Annotated in this window: 15 protein-coding genes; 11 read left to right on the top strand and 4 right to left on the bottom strand. The window is 72.2% G+C overall.

Going from position 1 to position 20,488, the window contains the following annotated elements; translation table 11 throughout:
- The first annotated feature begins 124 nt into the window (after positions 1-124).
- The 7 genes from AB0F81_RS06375 (at position 125) to AB0F81_RS06345 (ending at position 8,675) form a co-directional block, all read left to right on the top strand.
- Complete coding sequence (locus AB0F81_RS06375) at positions 125-1,132, top strand: tripartite tricarboxylate transporter substrate-binding protein (RefSeq protein WP_360191878.1); 1,008 nt, start codon at positions 125-127, stop codon at positions 1,130-1,132.
- The gene (locus tag AB0F81_RS06370; protein WP_360191875.1) at positions 1,133-1,582 is read left to right on the top strand and encodes a tripartite tricarboxylate transporter TctB family protein; all 450 of its coding nucleotides are present in this window, start codon (positions 1,133-1,135) and stop codon (positions 1,580-1,582) included.
- Positions 1,582-3,087 (top strand): tripartite tricarboxylate transporter permease, encoded by a 1,506-nt coding sequence (locus AB0F81_RS06365; RefSeq protein WP_360191872.1) that lies wholly within the window; start codon positions 1,582-1,584, stop codon positions 3,085-3,087. The genes AB0F81_RS06370 and AB0F81_RS06365 overlap by 1 nt, the downstream gene beginning before the upstream one ends.
- Positions 3,088-3,279: 192 nt before the next feature.
- Positions 3,280-3,624: a hypothetical protein gene (locus AB0F81_RS06360; RefSeq protein ID WP_360191869.1), complete on the top strand. Its 345-nt coding sequence runs from the start codon at positions 3,280-3,282 to the stop codon at positions 3,622-3,624.
- A gap of 87 nt (positions 3,625-3,711) precedes the next feature.
- Positions 3,712-6,525, top strand: a complete 2,814-nt coding sequence (locus tag AB0F81_RS06355; RefSeq protein ID WP_360191866.1) for a BTAD domain-containing putative transcriptional regulator — start codon at positions 3,712-3,714, stop codon at positions 6,523-6,525.
- 31 nt (positions 6,526-6,556) lie between these two features.
- Complete coding sequence (locus AB0F81_RS06350) at positions 6,557-6,847, top strand: hypothetical protein (protein WP_360191863.1); 291 nt, start codon at positions 6,557-6,559, stop codon at positions 6,845-6,847.
- A 31-nt stretch (positions 6,848-6,878) separates the two neighbouring features.
- Positions 6,879-8,675: a RiPP maturation radical SAM C-methyltransferase gene (locus tag AB0F81_RS06345; protein ID WP_360191860.1), complete on the top strand. Its 1,797-nt coding sequence runs from the start codon at positions 6,879-6,881 to the stop codon at positions 8,673-8,675.
- 71 nt (positions 8,676-8,746) lie between these two features.
- Here AB0F81_RS06345 and AB0F81_RS06340 read toward each other — a convergent pair whose 3' ends face one another.
- From AB0F81_RS06340 to AB0F81_RS06330, 3 genes are read right to left on the bottom strand one after another with little or no spacing between them, the layout of a single operon-like run.
- Positions 8,747-8,977, bottom strand: a complete 231-nt coding sequence (locus AB0F81_RS06340; protein WP_360191857.1) for a hypothetical protein — start codon at positions 8,975-8,977, stop codon at positions 8,747-8,749.
- A 36-nt stretch (positions 8,978-9,013) separates the two neighbouring features.
- Complete coding sequence (locus tag AB0F81_RS06335) at positions 9,014-9,847, bottom strand: ABC transporter permease (RefSeq protein WP_360191854.1); 834 nt, start codon at positions 9,845-9,847, stop codon at positions 9,014-9,016.
- Positions 9,844-10,764 (bottom strand): ATP-binding cassette domain-containing protein, encoded by a 921-nt coding sequence (locus AB0F81_RS06330; protein WP_360191851.1) that lies wholly within the window; start codon positions 10,762-10,764, stop codon positions 9,844-9,846. The genes AB0F81_RS06335 and AB0F81_RS06330 overlap by 4 nt, the downstream gene beginning before the upstream one ends.
- A 111-nt stretch (positions 10,765-10,875) precedes the next feature.
- Between AB0F81_RS06330 and AB0F81_RS06325 the strand changes: the two genes are divergently transcribed.
- The 4 genes from AB0F81_RS06325 (at position 10,876) to AB0F81_RS06310 (ending at position 19,633) form a co-directional block, all read left to right on the top strand.
- Positions 10,876-12,057: a sensor histidine kinase gene (locus AB0F81_RS06325; RefSeq protein ID WP_360191848.1), complete on the top strand. Its 1,182-nt coding sequence runs from the start codon at positions 10,876-10,878 to the stop codon at positions 12,055-12,057.
- Positions 12,054-12,737 carry a response regulator transcription factor gene (locus AB0F81_RS06320; protein WP_360191845.1) on the top strand — a complete coding sequence of 228 codons (684 nt, stop codon included), beginning with the start codon at positions 12,054-12,056 and terminating at the stop codon, positions 12,735-12,737. The genes AB0F81_RS06325 and AB0F81_RS06320 overlap by 4 nt, the downstream gene beginning before the upstream one ends.
- Positions 12,738-12,899: 162 nt before the next feature.
- Positions 12,900-19,115, top strand: coding sequence for an RHS repeat-associated core domain-containing protein (locus AB0F81_RS06315; protein ID WP_360191842.1), 6,216 nt, complete (start codon positions 12,900-12,902; stop codon positions 19,113-19,115).
- Positions 19,109-19,633: a hypothetical protein gene (locus AB0F81_RS06310; protein WP_360191839.1), complete on the top strand. Its 525-nt coding sequence runs from the start codon at positions 19,109-19,111 to the stop codon at positions 19,631-19,633. The genes AB0F81_RS06315 and AB0F81_RS06310 overlap by 7 nt, the downstream gene beginning before the upstream one ends.
- Here the strand turns inward: AB0F81_RS06310 and AB0F81_RS06305 are convergent.
- Positions 19,602-20,318, bottom strand: a complete 717-nt coding sequence (locus AB0F81_RS06305) for a hypothetical protein (protein ID WP_360191836.1) — start codon at positions 20,316-20,318, stop codon at positions 19,602-19,604. The two genes, AB0F81_RS06310 and AB0F81_RS06305, sit on opposite strands and share 32 nt — an antisense overlap.
- Between the last annotated feature and the right edge of the window lie 170 nt (positions 20,319-20,488).

The following is a 20,488-nucleotide window of genomic DNA, read 5'->3' as shown; positions in this document are numbered from 1 at the left end:
GGGAAGTCCGCTTCTGGTCGGCGCCGCGCCCTAGTGATCAACCTCGGATAGCAATACGGTCGTCAATGGATCACTCGTCACCTCTCCTCGACCGGGTCGCCGGTTCCAGCAAGGAGGTCAGGACATGAGCACGAGCCGCAGACCGTGGATGATCACCGTTCTCGCTGTCGTCTCCCTCGTCGCCGCCTGTTCGGGCGACGGCGGCACCGAGGGTGGCGACGCCGGCGGATACCCGGACCAGAACATCACCTTCGTCGTGCCGTTCAGCGCCGGCGGGCCGACCGACACCGTGACCCGGATGATCGCCGACCCGATGGCCAAGGCGCTGGGCGGCAAGATCGTCGTGCAGAACGTCGAGGGCGCCGGCGGCACGGTCGCGGCCGGCCAGGTCGCGCAGGCCGAGCCGGACGGCTACACCGTGCTCATGCACCACATCGGCATGTCCACGGCGCCCGCGCTGTACAAGGACCTCAGCTACCAGCCGCTCGAGGACTTCGCGACCATCGGGCTGGTCACCGAGGTGCCGATGACGGTCGTCGCGCGCAAGGACTTCGCGCCCGCCGACCTGGCCGGCCTGACGACGTACGTGAAGGCGAACTCGGACAAGGTCACCCTGGCCAACGCCGGCATCGGCGCCGCGTCGCACCTGTGCGGCCTGCTGTTCCAGTCGGCCGCCGGCGTCAAGCTGCAGGAGGTGCCCTACCAGGGCACCGGCCCGGCGCTGACCGATCTGGTCGGCGGCCAGGTCGACTTCATGTGCGACCAGACCACCAACACCACCGGCCAGATCACCGCGGGCAAGGTGAAGGCGTACGCGGTGACCACCCCGGAACGGGTGAAGAGCCTGCCCGACGTGCCGACGACGACCGAGGCCGGGATGCCGCAGCTGCAGGTCAGCGTCTGGCACGGCCTCTACGCGCCGGCCGGCACCCCGCCGGAGATCGTGCAGAAACTCTCCGAGGCGCTGAAGACGGCCCTCGCCGACCAGGCGGTCATCGACCAGATGGCCAAGCTCGGCACCGCGCCGGTCGCGGCCGCGGACGCGACCCCGGAGGCGCACCGCGCGCACCTGGAGGAGCAGATCACGACCTGGGCGAAGGTCATCTCCGACGCCGGCGTCAAGGCCTCCTGAATGCAGCGTCGGCGGTCTCTCCCGGACGTGCTGGCCGGGGGAATCTTCGTCCTGATCGGAGGCGTGTTCGTGGTGGGGTCCCTCGGCTACGACCGGGGGACCCCGCTGCGGATGGGACCCGGCTACTTCCCGCTGCTGGTCGGGGCGATCGTGACCCTGCTAGGCCTGGCCATCGTGGTCAAGGGGCTGGTCGCGGGTGAGGACATCACGTTCGGTTCCGTACCGTGGCGGGCCATCGTCCTGATCGTGGCGGCGGTCGTCTTCTTCGGCTACTTCGTCCGGCGCCTCGGGTTCGTGCCCACGTCGCTGGTGACGGCCCTGCTCACCGCGCTGGCGAGCAGACGCGTGCGGCCGCTCACCGCGGTGGCCGTGGCGGTCGGCCTGACCGTGGCCGCCACTCTCATCTTCATCGTCGGGCTCCAACTGCGGCTCCCGCTGTGGGGCTGGTGATGGACCTCTTCGACAACCTCGTTCTGGGCTTCTCGACCGCGCTGCTGCTCCAGAACGTCCTCTACTGCTTCGTGGGCGTGCTGCTGGGCACGGCGGTCGGGGTGCTGCCCGGCATCGGGCCGACCGCGACCGTGGCGATGCTGCTGCCGATCACGTTCAACTTCGAACCGGTGACCGCGCTGATCATGCTGGCCGGCATCTACTACGGCGCGCAGTACGGCGGCTCCACCACGGCCATCCTGATCAACCTGCCCGGCGAGTCGTCGGCCGCGGTGACCGCGCTCGACGGCCACGAGATGGCCCGCCAGGGCAGGGCGGGACCGGCGCTGGCCACCGCGGCGATCGGCTCGTTCGCCGCGGGCACGGTCGCCACCGTCGTACTCGCGGTGGCCGCCCCGCCGCTGGCCGACGTCGCGCTGAAATTCGGGCCGGCCGACTACTTCGCGCTCGTACTGTTCGGTTTGATCGTGTCGATCGCGCTGGCCCGCGGCTCCGCGCTCAAGGCCCTGGCGATGATCGCGCTCGGGATCCTGCTCGGCACCGTCGGGCAGGACATCTACACCGGCACCCCGCGATTCGTCCTCGGCCAGCGCGAACTCTACGGCGGCATCGACTTCGTCTCCGTCGCCGTCGGCATGTTCGGCATCGCCGAGATCCTGCGCAACCTGGAGAACGAGCGGGACCGCCCCGCGCTGCTCGGCGCGGTGACCCACCTCTGGCCGACCGCGGAGGACCGCCGCCGCATCATCGGCCCGATCACCCGCGGCACCGGCCTCGGCGCCGCGCTCGGCGTGCTGCCCGGCGGCGGGCACGTCCTGGCCTCCTTCACCTCGTACGCCGTGGAGAAGCGCATCTCGAAACGACGGGCGGAGTTCGGCCACGGCGCGATCGAAGGTGTGGCCGGCCCCGAGTCGGCCAACAACGCGGCCGCGCAGACGTCGTTCATCCCGCTGCTCACCCTCGGCCTGCCCGCCCACCCGGTGATGGCGTTGATGGTCGGCGCGTTCATCGTGCACGGCATCACCCCCGGCCCGAACGTCATCACCGACGAGCCGGCTCTGGTCTGGGGCCTGATCGCCTCGATGTGGATCGGCAACGTGCTGCTGGTGCTGCTGAACCTGCCGCTGATCGGCATCTGGGTGCGGATGCTGCGCATCCCGTACCAGGTGCTGTTCCCGATGATCGTGCTGTTCGCGGTGATCGGCACGTACTCGCTGGGCTTCAACGCGTTCGACGTCTACGCGATCGCCTTCTTCGGCATCCTCGGCTACGTCCTGATCAAATGCGGCTGCGAGCCCGCGCCGCTGCTGCTGGGTTTCGTCCTGGGCCCCCTGCTGGAGGAAAACCTCCGGCGAGCCCTGATCATCTCCCGCGGCGATCCCACGGTCTTCCTGACCCGCCCGATCTCCGCAACCCTGCTCCTCCTGACAGCGGTGGCGCTCGCCATCGCCGCCTTCCCGGCAATCCGCCGGCGGCGCGAGGTCGTCTTCGCCGAGGAGGGGTGAAGCCCGCGCTACGCATGCGCTTCGGCATCCTGCAGCCGGCGCCGGTACCAGAGGGTCGTCGACAAAGCGTGCGCATCGTGACGGCTGCCGCGCTACCGGGGCGCAACAGCGGCGTTACCGGGGTGGCTGAGCCTTCGACGTAGAGCAAGCACGGCGGGACCCCGCCGGACCTGACCACCGTGGGAGGAAATCATGGCAAGCCTGGTGCAACTCATGGATCTGATCTGCCACCGCACCGAGGACAACGGCAACGACGAGATCTACCTGGTCTTCAACGGCGGCCGGGTCTGGGGCGGCGAGGACGGCCACGCCATCGCTCAGGGGCAGACCCGCGATCTGCGCGGCCACGTCCTGCCGGTCAACGGGCTCTCGCACCTGGCGCTGTTCGACGAGGACTGGCCGGACTCGGACGACGCGCTCGGCGTGCACGAGGTCAGCGAGGCGCAGGCCGGCACCGGTGTGCGGACCGCGGTCTTCAACTGGGACGACGCGCACTACACGCTGACCTACCGGGTGGAGCGGAACCCGTTCGGCTGATTCGGCATCCCGCCGCGGCACATGCCGCGGCGGGATGCTGCTTTCACCCGATGTCTCGGCACCGGCCCTGCGACGTACGGTGGGCGAATGCCTCTGGTGGTTCGCCTGCTGGGCCCCCTGGAGCTGGAGTTCGACAGCCGCCCGGTGCCGATCAGCGCGGCGAAGGAACGCGTGATCGTCACCGTGCTGGCGCTCAGCCCGGGCCGGGTGGTGTCCACCACCGACCTGGTCGCCGCGCTCTGGGCCGACGATCCGCCCGAGTCGGCGGGCGTCTCGGTCCGCGTCCTGGTCTCCCGCCTGCGCAAGACCCTGGCCGCGGCCGGCTGCGGCACCGTCATCGTCACCCGGCCACCGGGCTATCTGCTCGTCGCGGACGAGGTCGACGTCGACCACGACCGGTTCCGTGCTCTCGCGGCCGACGGCCGGGAACGGCTCGCCGCCGGTGCGCCGGCCGAGGCCGCTGCCGCGTTGAGCGCGGCGCTGGCGCTGTGGCGGGGGCCGCGGCTGGCCGAGTCGGACGACGGGCGGCTGGCCGGTGAGGCGGTGCGGCTGGCCGAGGACCGGATGACCACCACGGAGAGCTGGGTCGACGCGGAACTGGCCTGCGGGCGGCACGCCGGGCTGATCGGCGAGCTCGACCGCCTGTGCCGGGAGAGCCCGCTGCGCGAGTCGCTGTGGGGCCGGCGCATGCTGGCGCTCTACCGGTGCGGGCGGCAGGCCGACGCGCTCGCCGTCTACCAGGAACTGCGCAGCGCCCTGGCCGACGAACTGGGCCTGGACCCGTCCGCCGAGCTGCGCCGGCTGGAGTCGGCCATCCTCACCCAGGATCCGGCGGTGGCCGCGCCCGCGACGGCCCGGGCGCACCGCCGGGACCATCCGCTGCCGCGCCAGTTGCCCGCGCCGCCGCGCCCGTTCAGCGGGCGGGAACGGGAGCTGGCGCGGCTCGACGACTTCCTCGCCGCCGCCGACGCCGGCGGCCCGGCAGTCGGCGTGGTCTCGGGTACGGCCGGCGTCGGCAAGACCGCACTGCTGCTGCACTGGGCGCACCGGGTCGCCGGCCGGTTCGACGGGGGACAACTGCACATCGACCTGCGCGGCTACGGCCCGGCCGGCTCCCCGGTGGGGCCCGAGGCCGCGCTGCGGGGTTTCCTCACCGCCCTGGGCATGGCGCCGGACGCCGTCCCGGCCGGTTTCGAGGCGCAGCTCGGCCTGTACCGCAGCCTGGCGGCGGACCGGCGGCTGCTCGTGGTGATCGACAACGCCCGGGACGCCGGGCAGGTGCGCCCGCTGATCCCGGGCACTCCCGGCTGCCTCACGGTGATCACCAGCCGGGACCGTCTCTCCGGGCTGGTGGCCGACGGCGCGTACCCGCTGACGCTCGACCTGCCCACCGCGGCCGAGGCGTTCGAGATGCTGGCGCACCGGGTCGGCCGGGAGCGGGCCGCGGCGGACCCGGCCGGGATGAACGAGATCATCACGTTGTGCGCGAGGCTTCCGCTCGCGCTGGCCGTGGTGGGCGCGCGGGCGGCGACCTACCCGACGTTCGCGCTGTCGGTGCTCGCCGGCGAGCTCGGCAAGGCCCGCAGCCGGCTGGACGAGCTGTCCGACGAGGACGCGGCGACCGATGCCCGCGTCGCGTTCTCCTGGTCGTACGGGCAGCTGACACCGCCGGCGGCGCGGCTGTTCCGGCTGCTGGGCCTGCATCCCGGCCCGGACATCGGGCGGTCGGCGGCGGCCCGCCTGGCCGGCGTCCCGGTGCCGGCGGCGCGGTCGCTGCTGCGCGAGTTGGCCCACGCCCACCTCGTCTGGCAGCGCACCCCGGGCCGGTTCTCCTTCCACGATCTGCTGCGCGCGTACGCCAGGGAGCTGACCGAGACGCACGAGACGCGGGCCGAACGTGCCGCCGCCCGCCGCCGGTTGCTGCACCACTACATCGAGCGTGTGGACCACGCGGACGCGCTGCTCAGCCCGTACCACGAGGATGCGGCCGCAAGGCCGTCGCGACCGCAGGCGACCGACCTGCCGGACGATCGTGCTCAGGCTCTGGGGTGGTTGAACACCGAGTTCCCGGTGCTGCTCGCGGTGGTGGGCCAGACGACCGGTTTCGATCGCCAGGTCTGGCAGATCGCCGCCGGGCTCACCCACTTCTTCAGCGGCCAGGGGCACCTGCACGACGCGGTGGACGTGCTGGGCGCGGCGGTGGCCGCGGCGCGGCGGATGGGTGACCCGGCCCGGCAGGCGTTCGCCCACCGCTACCTGGGGTGCGCGTTCGTCCGGCTGGGCCGGTACGCCGACGCGCAGGTGCACCTGCAGCAGGCGCTGCGGCTGTTCCAGGACACCGGGGACCGGACCGGGCAGGCGCACGTGCACCGCCATCACGCCTGGATGCTGGACCGGCAGGCCCGGCACCGGGAGGCGCTGCCGCACGCCGAACGGGCGCTGGCGATCTACCGCGACACCGGGCACCGGGCCGGGCAGGCGCGGGCGCTGAACGCGATCGGCTGGTTCCACGCCGTGCTCGGCGACCACCCCGGCGCGCTCGACCACTGCCGGCAGGCGCTCGACCTGCAGCGGGAGATCGGCGACCGGTTCGGGGAGGCGGAGACCCTGGACAGTCTCGGCTTCATCCATCACCACCTCGGCCGGCACGCCGACGCGGTGGCCTGCTACCGCGACGCCGTGCGGCTCTACCGGGAGTTCGAGGACAGCTACAGCGAGGCGGAGGTGCTGGCCGCCCTCGGCGACGCCCACCGGGACGCGGGCGAGGCGGAGGCCGCACGCGAGGCCTGGCAGCGATCGGTACGGATCCTGGACCGCCTCGGCCATCCGGACGCCGAGAAGGTCCGCGCCAAGTTGACTGACACGCGCCTTGCCTCGCCCGGTCCGCTGCCTTCAAGCTGAACCGGGCGGGACACACGAGCGGAGGTCCACGATGGCCGAGGTGCAGATCAGCGACGACGACGTGCGGGGCCTGGCGGAGGCTCTCGACCGGCTGGAGCTGCCGGACGCGCAACGGGCCCTGTTGACGGCGATCGTGGCGCTCGGCACCGCCGCCATCGACCAGGCGAACGAGTCGCTCGTCGTCGACGTGGACCCGGTGCCGTCGTTCCACGCCCAGTTCGCCGGGGCGTTCACCCCGGAGAGGTTCGAGTCGGCCGAGGCCGTGGCCAGCGGTGTGAAGGTCGACCGCGTGACGAGGCTGATGCGCATCGGCCGGCACTGACATGCCGGCGGCCGCCGGTCCGGTCGTGCTCGTGTCGATGCCGTTCATGGCCGCGGACCGGCCGTCGATCCAGCTGGGCCTGCTCGCGGCGGTGGCACGGGCGCACGGTTTCGCGGCCCGCACGCTGCACGCGAACCTCGACCTCGCCGCCCAGCTGGGCGCCGAACGGTACGGGCTGCTGGCGGAGCACCGCGGCCCGTTGATCGGGGAGTGGCTGTTCTCCGTCGAGGCGTTCGGCGCCGCCGCACCCGACCCGCGGGGCCGGTTCCCCGCCCGTTTCGCGGACGACCTCGGCTACCTGGGGGAGTCCGGCGAAACACTGCTCGATCTGCGCCGCCACGCGGTGCCGGCCTTCCTGGACGGCCTGCTGGAAGCCGTACCGTGGCAGGAGGCGGGCGTGGTCGGCTTCAGCTCGACCTTCCAGCAGAACGCCGCGTCCTTCGCCCTGGCCCGCCGGCTCAAGCGCCGCTTCCCGCACCTGTTCGTGGTGGTCGGTGGGGCCAACTTCGACGACGAGATGGGCCCCGAACTCCTGCGCGGCGTCGACGCCGTGGACGCCGCGATCATCGGCGAGGGGGAGCGCGCGCTGCCGGCGCTGCTGACCGCGCTCGCCGATGGCGGGGACCTGGCAACCGTCCCCGGCCTGGCTCACCGGGCCGGGGAGCGGGTCGTGGTGAACCCGCCCGCCGCACCGGCCGTGCTGGACGAGCTGCCGCCGCCGGACTACAGCGAGTACTTCACCCGCGCCGAACAGCTCGGCCTGCTGCGGCGCGCGGCGCACCGCGCGGTGTGGATCCCGTTCGAGTCGGCCCGCGGCTGCTGGTGGGGGCAGCGCCACCACTGCACGTTCTGCGGCCTCAACGGCGCGACCATGCGGTTCCGGGCGAAGTCGCCGCAGCGGCTGCTGGACGAACTGGCCCACCAGACGCGGCAGTACCGCAGCTTCCGTTTCGAGGCCGTCGACAACATCCTGGACATGCGCTACCTGCGGGAGGTGTTCCCCCGGCTGATCGAGGACGGCGCCGGCTACGAGATCTTCTACGAGTCCACGGCGATGCTGACCCGGGCCCAGCTCAGGATGCTCGCCCGGGCCGGGGTCACCCGCCTGCAGCCGGGACTGGAGTCGCTCAGCTCCCACGTCCTGGGCCTGATGAACAAGGGCACGACCGCGGCCCGCAACATCAACCTGCTGCGCTGGGCCCGCTACTACGGCATCGACGTCGCCTGGAACGTGCTGTGGGGCTTCCCCGGCGAGACCGCGCCGGACTACGCCGGCCAGGCGGCGATCGTGCCGCATCTGCGGCACCTGCAGCCGCCCGGCTCCGCCGGCCGGATCTGGCTGGAACGCTTCAGCCCGCTCTACACCCAGACCTCGGTGCGCCACCCGGAGAGCAGCTATTCGTACGTCTACCCGCGCTCGGTCGACCTGCAGCGGGTCGCCTACTTCTTCGAGTGGGAGCAGCCCGCGCCGCTGCCGGACGCCGCTTACGACGAGCTGCGCACCGCGATCGCCGGCTGGTCCACCGCCTGGGCCGCCGGGCCGCCGCCGGCGCTGACCTACTGGTCGTCGCCCGGCTTCCTCCAGGTCCACGACGGCCGGCGGCCCGGGCACGAGGGCACCTACACCTTCCAGGACACCCTCGCCGAGATCTACCTGGCCTGTGCCGATCGGCCGGTCACCGCCACCGCCGTCCGCGAGAAGCTCAGCGCGGACGTGCCGGCCGGCGCGGTGCGGGAGGCTTTCGAACAGTTCAGCGAGCGCGGGCTGATGGTTCTCGACGGGGGCCGGGCACTCGCCCTGGCCCTGCCGGCGGTCCCGGGCCGGTGACGCCACCCGCTCACCGGCCGGTTCGCCCGATGCCGTCGTGGCCGCGGATCGGCTCGACGGTCGCCGCGCGGTCAACTGGGGGACGGGTCGCGGCGGCCCTTGGCGAACCACCAGATGATGCCGATGCCGGGCGCGAGGACGACCAGCCAGATCCATCGGTTGCGCGACCGCTGGTCCAGCGGCGCCCGCAGGACGCTGACGATGGTGGCGATGAACAGGGCGACGTAGGCGCCCAGCAGGACGGTCCAGAAGGCGATGCCGGTGAGGGTGGTGACGAGGTCGGCGGCGGCAAGGGTAGTCATGGGTCTCGCTCCTTCAGGGATGAGTCGGTGGCGGGATCAGGCGTCGCGGCGGCTGAAGCTGACCGCGCCGGCGATGAGGGCGATCAGCACGTATCCGGCGGTGACCGCCGCGGCGCCGCCCTGCGAGAGCAGGTAGGGGTGGTGGCTGCCGGCCAGTTGCGGGGTGAGGTTGGGCAGCAGGACCGACGCAAGCCGCAGCTGCCACACCGTCGGCAGGAAGTGGGCGAAGATCGGCGCCACCAGGACGAGCGCGCCGAGCGTGGTCAGGGCCGCAGCGGTGGACCGGACGACCGCGCCGACACCCATCGCCACCAGGCAGGTGACGGTCACGATCAGCGTCGCGCAGAGCACGGTCGGGATGGCGTCGGTCCACTGCGGCCACGGGTTGATCGGCTTCGGCCGGTCACCGAGCAGCAGGCGGGCGTCAGCGAAGGCGAGCAGCGCGAACAACGCGCCGCAACCCAGGCCGACCAGGCCGGCCACGGTCGCCTTGGCACCCATCAGCAGGCGCCGATTCGGTACGGCCAGCAGCGCGGGACCGATGGAGCGGGTGGTGTACTCACTCGTGATCAGCATGGCGCCGATCGCACCGACGAAGAACATCACGAACGGCATCGTCACCACGGTCGGGTCGGCGGTCTCGTAGTTCGCCCGGTCGGCCGGGGTCGCCGCGTCGTAGGACTGCACCAGCATGAACAGGATCAGCGCGCCCAGCGCGGTCACGGCCACCCCGCCGGCCAGGAACGCCCAGGTCGACCGGAGGGTGCGCACCTTCATCCACTCGGCGGCGACGGCGTCGCGGAACCCGCTCGACCGGGGGACGGAGACGGCCGGGGCGGCGGGGACGGCGCGGGTCTGCAGGACGGTCATCGGTGGTTCTCCTCAGCGACGGTGGCCTTGTACTCGGCGGCCTCGTTGGTCATTTGCAGGTAGACGTCCTCGAGCGTGGCGCTGCGCGGCGTCAGCCCGTGGATGGCGATCGACGCGCCGGCGGCGGCGTCGCCGATGGCCGGCGCGTCCACACCGACCGCGATCAGGTCGCCGTCCTCGGTGCGGGTCACCGTGGCCCCGAGGCGGGTCAGCACCTCGGTCAGCTCGGCGGGGCGGGGCGTGCGGACGAGCACGTCGCGCTCGAACCGGGTGCGCATCTCGGCGATCGAGGTGTCCTCGATCAGCCGGCCCTTGCCGATGATCAGGATCCGGTCGACGGTGACCGCCATCTCGCTCATCAGGTGGCTGGAGAGCAGCACCGTCCGGCCCTGGGCGGCCAGCGAGCGCAGCGTCGAGCGGATCCACCGGATGCCGGCCGCGTCCAGGCCGTTGACCGGCTCGTCGAGCAGCACCACCGGCGGGTCGCCGAGCAGGGCGCCGGCGATGCCGAGCCGCTGCCGCATGCCGAGCGAGAAGCCGCCGACCCGCTTGTGCGCCACCCCGGCCAGGCCGACCTGCTCCAGCACCGCGGTCACCCGTGCCTTGCCGATGCCGTTGCCGCGGGCCAGGCAGGCGAGGTGGGTGAAGGCGCTGCGGCCCGGGTGGGCGGCGTCCGCGTCGAGGACCGCGCCGACCTCGTGCAGCGGGTGGCGGATCTCGGCGTAGCGGCGCCCGCCGATGAGAGCCAAACCTGCGGTCGGGCGGTGCAGGCCGAGCATCATGCGCATCGTGGTGGACTTGCCCGCCCCGTTGGGCCCGAGGAAGCCGGTCACCACGCCGGGACGGACCTCGAACGACAACCGGTCGACGGCTGTGGTGGCCCCGTACCGTTTGGTCAGCTCTCGTAGCTCGATCATGGACACCATGGTCTCGGGATGCGGGGTTTCCGGGCGTCTGCCCAGGGTCGGAAACTGAGGTATGACCTGGGTCAGACGCGCCGGCCCGGCCCGCCCGTATAGCTTGGGCGCGTGACACGGGTACGCGGCACGCTGATCGACGGGGGCGTCGCCGCCCTGATGACCTACCTGATCGCCTCGGCCACGCTCGATCCGCCCGGCCCGGCCTACACCGGCCCCACCGCGGTGGCGTGGCTGGTCGCCGCGGTCGTGGCGGTGCCACTGGTGGTCCGCCGCCGATGGCCGCTGCCGGTGTTCGCCGTGGTGGCCGCGGCCGCCGCGATCGCCACCGCCACCGGGGTCGTCGGCTTCGGAGCGATCTTCCTGACCTGGATTCCGGTCGCGCTCGCGCTCTACAGCGCGGCCACCGCGACCGGCCGGATCGCCGGCATGCTCCTGCTGGCCGGCGCGCTGGCCGCGCCAGGCGTCACGATTCCCTGGCTCTACCTGCGCACGGGCGTCTCCTCCGCGGACGCGCCGGAGAGCGAGGCGCCACTGTGGTGGCAGGTCGAACTGGGCCTGGTCGTGGTCCTCCTGGCCACCGCCTGGGCCGGCGGCCGCCTGATCCGGTGGCGGCGCGCCCTGCGGGCCGAGTCCGCCCGCCGGCTCGCCCGCGACGCGGTCGCCGACGAACGGCTGCGGATCGCCCGCGAGCTGCACGACATCGTCGGGCACAGCCTGAGCCTGATCGCGGTGAAGGCGACCGTGGCGAACCACATCGCCGTGGAGCGGCCGGCGGAGACCCAGGCGGCCCTGCTGACGATCGAGAAGACCAGCCGGTCCGCGCTCACCGAGATCCGCCGGCTGCTGGACGTGCTGCGCGACGACGACGACCCGGCGGCCGAGCTGACCCCGTCACCCGGCCCGGCCGACCTGCCCGACCTCGTCGAGCGGCTGAGCTCCACCGGGCTGCGCATCGACCTCGAGGTCAGCGGCGCCGAGGAGCTGCCGACCGCGGTCGGTCTCACCGTCTACCGCATCGTGCAGGAGTCACTGACCAATGTGATCAAACACGCGGCGGCGAGCCGGTGCGCGGTGACGGTGCGGGCCGGCGCCGGCACGGTGCACGTCGAGGTGACCGACGACGGGCGGGGCCGGCAACCGTCCCGCAAACGCCGCGGGGGACAGGGACTGATCGGCATGCGCGAGCGTGTGACCATGTACGGCGGCAGCCTCGCCACGGACACCCGGCCGGAAGGCGGGTTCCAGGTCACGGCTGCCATTCCGTACGCCGCAGCCGAGGAGCCCGCGTGACCGACATCAGTGTCCTGCTCGCCGACGACCACGCACTGATGCGGGAGAGTTTCCGGGCGCTGCTCGACGTGTCGCCCGGCTTCACCCCGGTCGCCGAGGCCGGCACCGGCGCCGAGGCGGTCCGGCTGGCCCGGCAGCACCGCCCCGACGTGGTGCTCATGGACGTCCGGATGCCGGAGATGGACGGGATCGAGGCCACCCGCCAGATCTGCGGCGACCCGGAGACCGCCGCGGTGCGGGTGCTCATCCTGACCACGTTCGACCTCGACGAGTACGTGTACTCCGCACTCCAGGCGGGCGCCAGCGGCTTCCTGGTCAAGGACGCCACCGCCGCCGAGTTGCTCAACGGCATCCGGCTGGTCGCCGCCGGCGAGGCGCTGCTCGCGCCCCGCGTCACCCGCAAACTGATCGACGCCTTCGCCCGGCCGGGCAAACGCCCCGCCGGCACGCCGCGCGGCCTGGAGACGATCACCGAGCGGGAACGCGAGGTGCTGACGCTGATCGCCGGCGGGCTCTCCAACACCGAGATCGCCGAGCACCTGCACCTCGGCGTGGGCACGGTGAAGACCCACATCGGGCGCCTGCTGCACAAGCTCGCCGCCCGCGACCGCGCCCAGCTGGTGATCACCGCGTACGAGAGCGGCCTGGTGACCGCCCAGGGCGCCGGCGGCTTCCGCTGACGTAGCGCTTTGTGCGGCGTCCCGCCGTGCACAAATCGCTGACCTGCGGGAATCCTGTCCTTTGTGCAAGATCGGCGCCGGCCCGTTCCGGACCGGCGCCGCAGTCGCGACCCTCCAACGAGGCGGCCGCATCAGCCGGCCGGACACGGGGAGGGCCGCTCCATGCCGCGCGCTTTTCTATCTGCTGCTCGGGCGTCGCTGGTTGCCGCCCTCCTCCTGAGCCTGCCGGTCGGTGTTCCGGCATCGACGAGGGCGGCGGTCGCCGAACGGTTGAAGCCACCGGCGGAGCGCGTCGACGCCGACGGCGGCCCGGTCACGACCGGCAAGGCCTGGGCCCAGAACCGGGTTCAGTACGAGCCCGCGCCGAAACCGGTGTGGCCCGGCGCCGCGTCGGTCACCTCGGCGAGGGGCGTCAGCGTCCGGGTGCTGGACCGGGCGTCGCTGCCCGGGCAGTGGCGCGACCGGCTGGTCATGTCGCTCAGCGCCGCCGGCCCGGTGTCGGTGAACTACTCCGGCTTCCGCTACGCGTTCGGCGGCGAGTGGGCCTCCCGGCTGCGGCTGTGGCAGGTCCCGGCCTGCGCCCTCACCACGCCTGACGTCGCGGCCTGCCGGTCGACGCCGGTGCGCGCCGTCAACGACGTCGCGGCCGGTGTGATCAGGTCCGCCGCCCCGGTCACGGCCCGCAACGCGTACGTCGTGCTGGCCGCGGCCGAGTCCGGCGGCGACGGTGATTTCTCGGCGACCTCGCTGGCGCCGTCCGGCACGTGGAGTGCCGGCGGCAGCTCCGGCGACTTCAGCTGGAAGTATCCGCTGCGGGTTCCGCCGGCGACCGGGCCGGTGCCGGAGATCGCCCTGGCGTACTCGGCGCAGTCGGTGGACGGCCGGTCCGAGGTCACCAACAACCAGCCGTCGATGATCGGTGAGGGCTTCGAGTACACGCCCGGCTTCCTGGAGCGCCGCTACAGCCCGTGCTGGGACGACATGGGCAACGGCGCCAACAACACCAAGCAGACCAACGACCAGTGCTGGAAGTCGGAGAACGCGACGATCAGCCTGAACGGCCGTGGCGGCGAGCTGGTGCACCAGACCGGCAAGGGCTGGCACTTCCGGGGCGAGGACGGCTCGCGCGTCGAGCGGCTGACCGGCGCGGACAACGGCGCCCGCGACGGCGAGTACTGGAGGATGACGACCACCGACGGCACCCAGTACTTCTTCGGGCTCAACGCGCTGCCCGGGCACACCGAGCGGACGAACAGCACGCTGACCGTGCCGGTCTTCGGCAACCACCCCGACGAGCCCTGCTGGAAGAGCGGCAATTTCGCCGCCTCGCACTGCACCCAGGCGTGGCGGTGGCAGCTCGACTACGTGGTCGACGTGCGCGGCAACACGATGTCGTACTGGTACGGCAAGGAGACCAACAAGTACGCGCGCAACGGGACCGACGCCGACGACACGTCCTACGACCGGGCCGGCTATCTGACCAGGATCGACTACGGCACCTATGACCGGGGCGCCGAACGGTCGACCACCCCGCACGCGCAGGTGCTCTTCGAGAACGCGCTGCGGTGCATCGCCGACTGCGGCACCGAGGCGGCCCCGGTCAAGGCCAACTGGAAGGACACCCCCTGGGATCAGCAGTGCAAGGGTGACTCCTGTCCGCAGCAGTACGCGCCGACGTTCTGGACCACGAAACGGCTCGCCAAGGTCACCACCCGGGTGTGGGACACCACCAAGGCGACCCCGGCGTGGCAGGACGTCGAGCAGTGGACGCTGACCCACACGTTCGCTGCCAGCGCGGACAGCACGCACACCGGGCTGTGGCTGGACCGGATCGACCACGCCGGGCTGGTCGGTGGGACCGCCGCGTTGCCGCCGGTGACCTTCGGCGCGGTCTCCAAGGCCAACCGGGTGCTCACCGCGAACGGCACCACGCACAATTGGCTGCGGATCTCCGACATCGTCACCGAGACCGGTGCGCGCATCCACGTCGACTACAGCCCGGCGGAGTGCACCGCGACCGGAACGCCGGCCCCGCACACCAACACGAAGCGCTGCTATCCGGTGCTGGTGCCCGACCCGCTCGACCCGACCCTCAAGAAGCTGATCACCGAGTGGTGGCACAAGTACCGGGTCGACCACGTGTCGCAGGACGACGTCCAGTTGGCCGGCGGCAAGCAGGCACGGTCGGTGCACACCTGGTACGAGTACGGCGGGACGCCCGCCTGGCACTACGCCGACGATGACGGGGTGACCCGGCCGGAGCGGCGGACCTGGTCGCAGTGGCGCGGCTACGGCACCGTGAAGACCCGGGTCGGCGACAGCCTGGCCGGCCCGACGACCCTGACCGTGACGAACTTCCTGCGCGGCATGCACGGCGACCGCGCCGCACCTACCGGCGGGACCCGCACGGTCACCTCACCCGCCTCGCTCGGTGACGAGACCGTGCACGACGAGGACCAGTTCGCCGGTCAGGTTCGGGAGCAGGTCGTCTACAACGGGGCCGAGACGAAGCCGGTCTCCAAGACGGTGAACGTGCCCTGGCGGTCCGAGCCGACCGCCGCACGCGGCGCCGTGGAAGCCCGGTTCACCGGCACCCGGGCGGTCTACACCGCGCACGCGCTGGGCAAGGACGCCAGCCGCGGCTGGCGCACGGCCCGGCAGGTCAACGAGCTCGACCCGGCGTACGGCACGGTCAGCTGGACCCAGCAGGACGGTGACGTCGCGGTCGCCGGCGACGAGCGGTGCACGACCAACGCGTACAACCGCAACGCCGCGAAGAACCTCACACGGATCCTGCAGCAGTCGACGGTCACCGCGCTGCCGTGCGGGCGAGCGCCGGCGAGCGCCGACGACGTCATCTCCGACGAGCGGTTGTTCTACGACGGCGCGGACGCGCCCACAACCGCGCCGGTGTACGGATCGGTGACCCGCACCGACCAGCTCAAGGACTGGACGCCGGGCAGCGGAACGGTCTGGCACACCGTCGGGCGCAGCACCTACCGGCCGGACGGGCGGGTGGCCACGGCTACCGACATCCGGGGCAACGTGACCACCACCGCGTACACACCGCAGGTCGGCGGGCCGGTCACCGCCGTGACCACCACCGGGCCGATGCCGGGCTGGACCGCCCGGCGCGAGATCAACCCGTACTGGGGATCGACGGTGAAGGCGGTCGACGTGAACGGCCGGGTGAGCGGTGAGCTGGCCTACGACCCGCTGGGGCGCACCGCCAAGGTGTGGCGGCTCGGCTGGGACCGCGCCGGACACGAGGACCGGCCGTCCGACGAGTACACCTACCACTACGCGCCGGAACGGGACGGTTATCCGTACGTCCGGACCGCGACGCTGAACGCCGGCGGCACCGCGGTCACCTCGTACCAGATCCTGGATGCCCTGCTCCGGCCGAGGCAGACGCAGGCGCCGTCGGCGGCCGGCGACGGCAACCGCGTCGTCACCGACACCATCCACGACCAGTACGGCCGGGCCACCGTCGCATACGGCGCCCACGTCGAGCCGGGCGCGGCATCCGGGACGCTGTGGCAGGAGCCGGAGTGGTCGGTGCCGGCGGTCTCCCGCACCCACCTGGACCTGGCCGCGCGGGTCGAGGCCGAGGTGTTCCTGTCCGGCGACGGCCGGGAGAACCTGGTCGAGAAGTGGCGCACCACGACCACCCACGAGGGCGACGTCCTGACGACGACACCCCCGGCGGGCGGGGTGGTCACGACCACGGTCACCGACATCGAGGGCCGCACGGTCGCGCTGCGGCAGCACACCACGGCCGCCGGCGCCTACCAGGAGACCCGCTACCGGTTCGACCGCAAGGGCAACCAGGTCACGGTCATCGACCCGGCCGGCAACGAGTGGACCTCGCAGTTCGACATGCGCGGCCGCCAGACGCGGACCGTCGACCCGGACCGGGGAGCGACCCGCAAGAGCTACAACGACGCCGGTGACCTGGTCACCACCACCGACGCGCGGGACGAGGCGATCTGGTACGGCTACGACCGGATCGGCCGCCGCACCGAGATGCGCGACGACTCGGCCACCGGAACGCTGCGCGCGCAGTGGCGGTACGACACCCTCTACAGCGGCCAGGCCGGCTTCCGCGGCCACCTGACCGAGTCAGTCCGGTACGAGCCGGCCGGCTCCGCCAACGCCTACCGCTGGCAGGTCCGCCAGTTCGACGCCCGCTACCAGGCCACCGGCGTCAACCATGTCGTTCCGGCCGCCGAGGGAGACCTGAGCGGCACCTACGTCTACAGCTACGGGTACGCCGCGGCGACCGGTGCGCCGCTGACCACGACGTTCCCCGCCGGCCCGCCGGGCAGCGGGCTGGTGACCGAGCAGCTGACCGTCGGCTACCACGACAGCACCGGGCTGCCGGTCCGGCTCGACACCAGCCTCACCGGCTCGGCGGGCACGCTGGCGACGGCGAGCCACACCGCGTACGGCGAGGTCAACGGAACGGTTCGCAGCGTGGCGGGCAGCCCGGCGGTGGAGGACGTGGTGCACCGCGACGAGGCGACCCGGCGGATCTCCCGCACCACCGCGGCGGGCGTCTCGGAGCGCGAGTACCGCTACGACCCGGCCGGCAACGTCACGGAGATCGCCGAGCCGGACGACCGGCAGTGCTTCCGCTACGACCGGCTGGCCCAGCTCACCCGCGCCTGGACACCCAGGCAGGGCGTGACCTGCGCCGACGAGCCCGCGGTGGCCGATCTGGGCGGGCCCGCGCCGTACTGGACCGACTGGACGATCAACTCGACCGGCAGCCGGGTCAGCGAGGTGGCGCACGCCGCGGCGGGGGACACCACCCGGACGTACCGGGTGCCGGCCGGCGGCGCGGGCGCCGTGCGCCCGCACGCGCTCACCGCGATGACGACGGCGGAGCCCGGGAAGGCGGCGGTCACCAACGACTACACCTACGACGCGACCGGCAACACCGTCTGCCGCCCGGCCGGCCCGGCCGGCAACGACTGCGGCAACGGCAGTGGCAGCCAGGTCCTCTCCTGGGACGCCGAGGGCCGGCTGGCGACGGTCGCGGCCGCCGGGAAGACCGAGCAGACCAACGTCTACGACGCCGACGGCGCCCGCATCGTCCGCCGGGACGGCACCGGCCGGACGCTCTACCTGCCCGGCCAGGAGATCCGCCAGGAAGGCACGACGGTCACCGGCACGCGCTACTACTCCTTCGCCGGCGGGGCCGTCGCGTTCCGCAAGGGCGGATCAGCGGCGGCCAACCTGACCTGGCTCTACTCCGACACGCAGGGCACGCAGCAGGTTGCGGTGAACGCCGCCAGCCAGGCGGTCACGGTGCGGCGGCAGCATCCGTACGGCGGCGCGCGCGGCCCGCGGTCGTCCTGGCCGACCGAGAAGGGTTTCGTCGGCGGCGACAACGACCCGACCGGCCTGGTCCATCTCGGCGCCCGCGAGTACGACGCCGTCACCGGCCGGTTCATCTCGGTCGACCCGCTGATGGACCTGGCCGACCCGCACCAGTGGAACGGCTACTCCTACGCCAACAACAGCCCGGTCACGCTGTCCGATCCGGACGGGCTCAAGCCGATCACCGACGACCAGTGGTTCAACACCGGCATGTGGGACGGTTCCGGCGCACCCCCGTCGACGAGCACCACCGTCCAGAACACCAACCACGCCGCGGCGGACCACGCGCACGACCGCAAACCGCCGACGAACAAGCAGGACGCCGAACGCCGCATCCCCAAGCCGTTCCTGCCCAGCGACTACGTCAGCGGGCGCGGCAAGGGCTACCAGAACCAGATCGGCGGCTTCGAGTACACCGACGGTCCCGACCCGGTCGAACTGGCCCGCGCGGCGGACAAGTACTACGCGCGCTATTACGAGGAGACCGGCGACTGGTACTACGCGAACGTCCTGGCCATCCGGGCCGCCTGCGAGAAGGGCGACGTCCAGTGCGGCGCGCCGCTGCGGGACCAGCTCGCGACGGAGGACAACCTCCTCAACAACATGCGTGACCCGGACTGCGGCAAACGGTGCATTGAACTCTCCCGCCAGGTAGGCGAGTACGGCGACATCGTCTCCGACTTCGGCGCCATGCCGGGCCCCACACCGAGATTGGGGCCGGTGCAGAATCCGTCGCGTGGCAGCACCGCACGACGGCAGCCCACCGAGTGGGAAGAGGAGTACATGCACCAGGTGCGGGAGAATCCGGAGGCCGGTGAAGAGCTCTGGGGAGTCCCGCAGACGGACTCGAGGTGGCCGCGCAGCGCGGGCTGGGTGAAAATGGAACAGACGATCGATGGCGTCGTCATCCATTACCAATATCAGAGAGGGACCGGCGCGGTCGACGACCTCAAGCCGAAAGACTTCATTCCTGGGGCTGATGAGCGATGGTGATGCGGGTCGTCTGTGTCGGCAATCGTGGCAGCGACCTGCCGACATCGGTTCGCAGCATTTCGCCTGACTCCGGGTCCGTCCGGTTCGATCTGACGGTCGGTGCCGCTTATGCGGTCTATGCGATGGCTGCCAGGCAGGGGAACCTCGGTCTTCTTGTCCTCAATGACCACGCCCGGCCGGTGTGGTCTCATGTCGAACTCTTCCAATTCGCCGACGCCACGCTTCCCGCCGGGTGGGGCTTCACCACGCGGGACGAGGAGGTCTTCGGCATCGGCGCGTTGTGGGGTTACCGCAGCCTGATCCAGAAGCCTTCGCACAATGCGGCATTGATGGAGCGAGAACGCGGTGCTTGGAAGGATTTCCTGGCGGACAACGAATGGGCGATGCGTGAGGGCCCGGATCAAGCCAAGATGCGGATGTTGAACGACATGTTCCGGTCGGGGCGCACGTTTCGGAAAGCACCTGACATGGGTCCTGGCGCCCCCGTCACCGGCGGAGGCGGAAGCTCGGGGCCGTGATGGATCCGGGCGGCCCGGACGTCTCGCGCTGCAGCGGGCTGTGCAGGTAATACTTGCCCGGCTCCGTCGAGGTGGTGGTGCGCAGCGTCTGCTGCGCCTCACCGACGAGGTTCACGCGCACGTCGACCGACGCCCGGTAGCGGATCATCGGTCCGTCCGCGGCCGAGTAGAGGTGCAGCGTCGCCGGTTCGCCGGATGGGAAGCCACCCAACTGCACCTCAACGGCCGACCCGGCCCGGACCCTGTCCGGGTGGATCCAGATCACCGGCTGGGTGACCCGCTCCACCGGGAACTCCGCCTCCGCGCTCGTCCCGCCCTGGGTCGCCCGGATCCGGTAGCGGCCCTGCGGGCGGCCGACGCCCAGATAGACGTCCACCCCGTACTTCGTGTCCCAGCCCGCCGGGACCGGGAAGGTCGACGCCCGCCCGGCCGGGTCCGTGACGACGAACGTCACCGCGTCGGCGGTGGGGAAGCCGGGCAGGCACACCGTCAGGAACCCCGGAACCAGCACCCGGTCCGGGACGGCGACCGCGGGCACGACCGGCGGCGAGGTCTCCGGGGTCGTCATGGTCGGCTCCACCGGGGTGGGGCACTCCTGCGGGATGCCACCGTTGAAGGCCCCCAACTGCTTGGCGACGCCGTCCGGGACCGGTCCGCCCTGCCGCAGCAGCTCGTCCAGCGACATGCCCGCACCCGAGGGGCGTGGCGCGGCGGGCTCGGGAGACCTGTCTCTCCGGGGCCGGGCCGGCGGCGAATCGAGGGCCGCACCGGGCGGCAGCAAGCCCGGCGCCGGCGATCGGGCGCCGGGCCGGGGCGCCGACGTGGGCGCACCGAGGCCGGGGGCCGGCACCTGCG

Origin of the sequence: Actinoplanes sp. NPDC024001, from assembly GCF_040638955.1 — a bacterium.
In the GTDB taxonomy this organism is placed as follows: domain Bacteria; phylum Actinomycetota; class Actinomycetes; order Mycobacteriales; family Micromonosporaceae; genus Actinoplanes.
The sequence above is the reverse complement of the archived record's forward strand: the minus strand, read 5'-3'. Positions and strand labels throughout refer to the sequence as shown.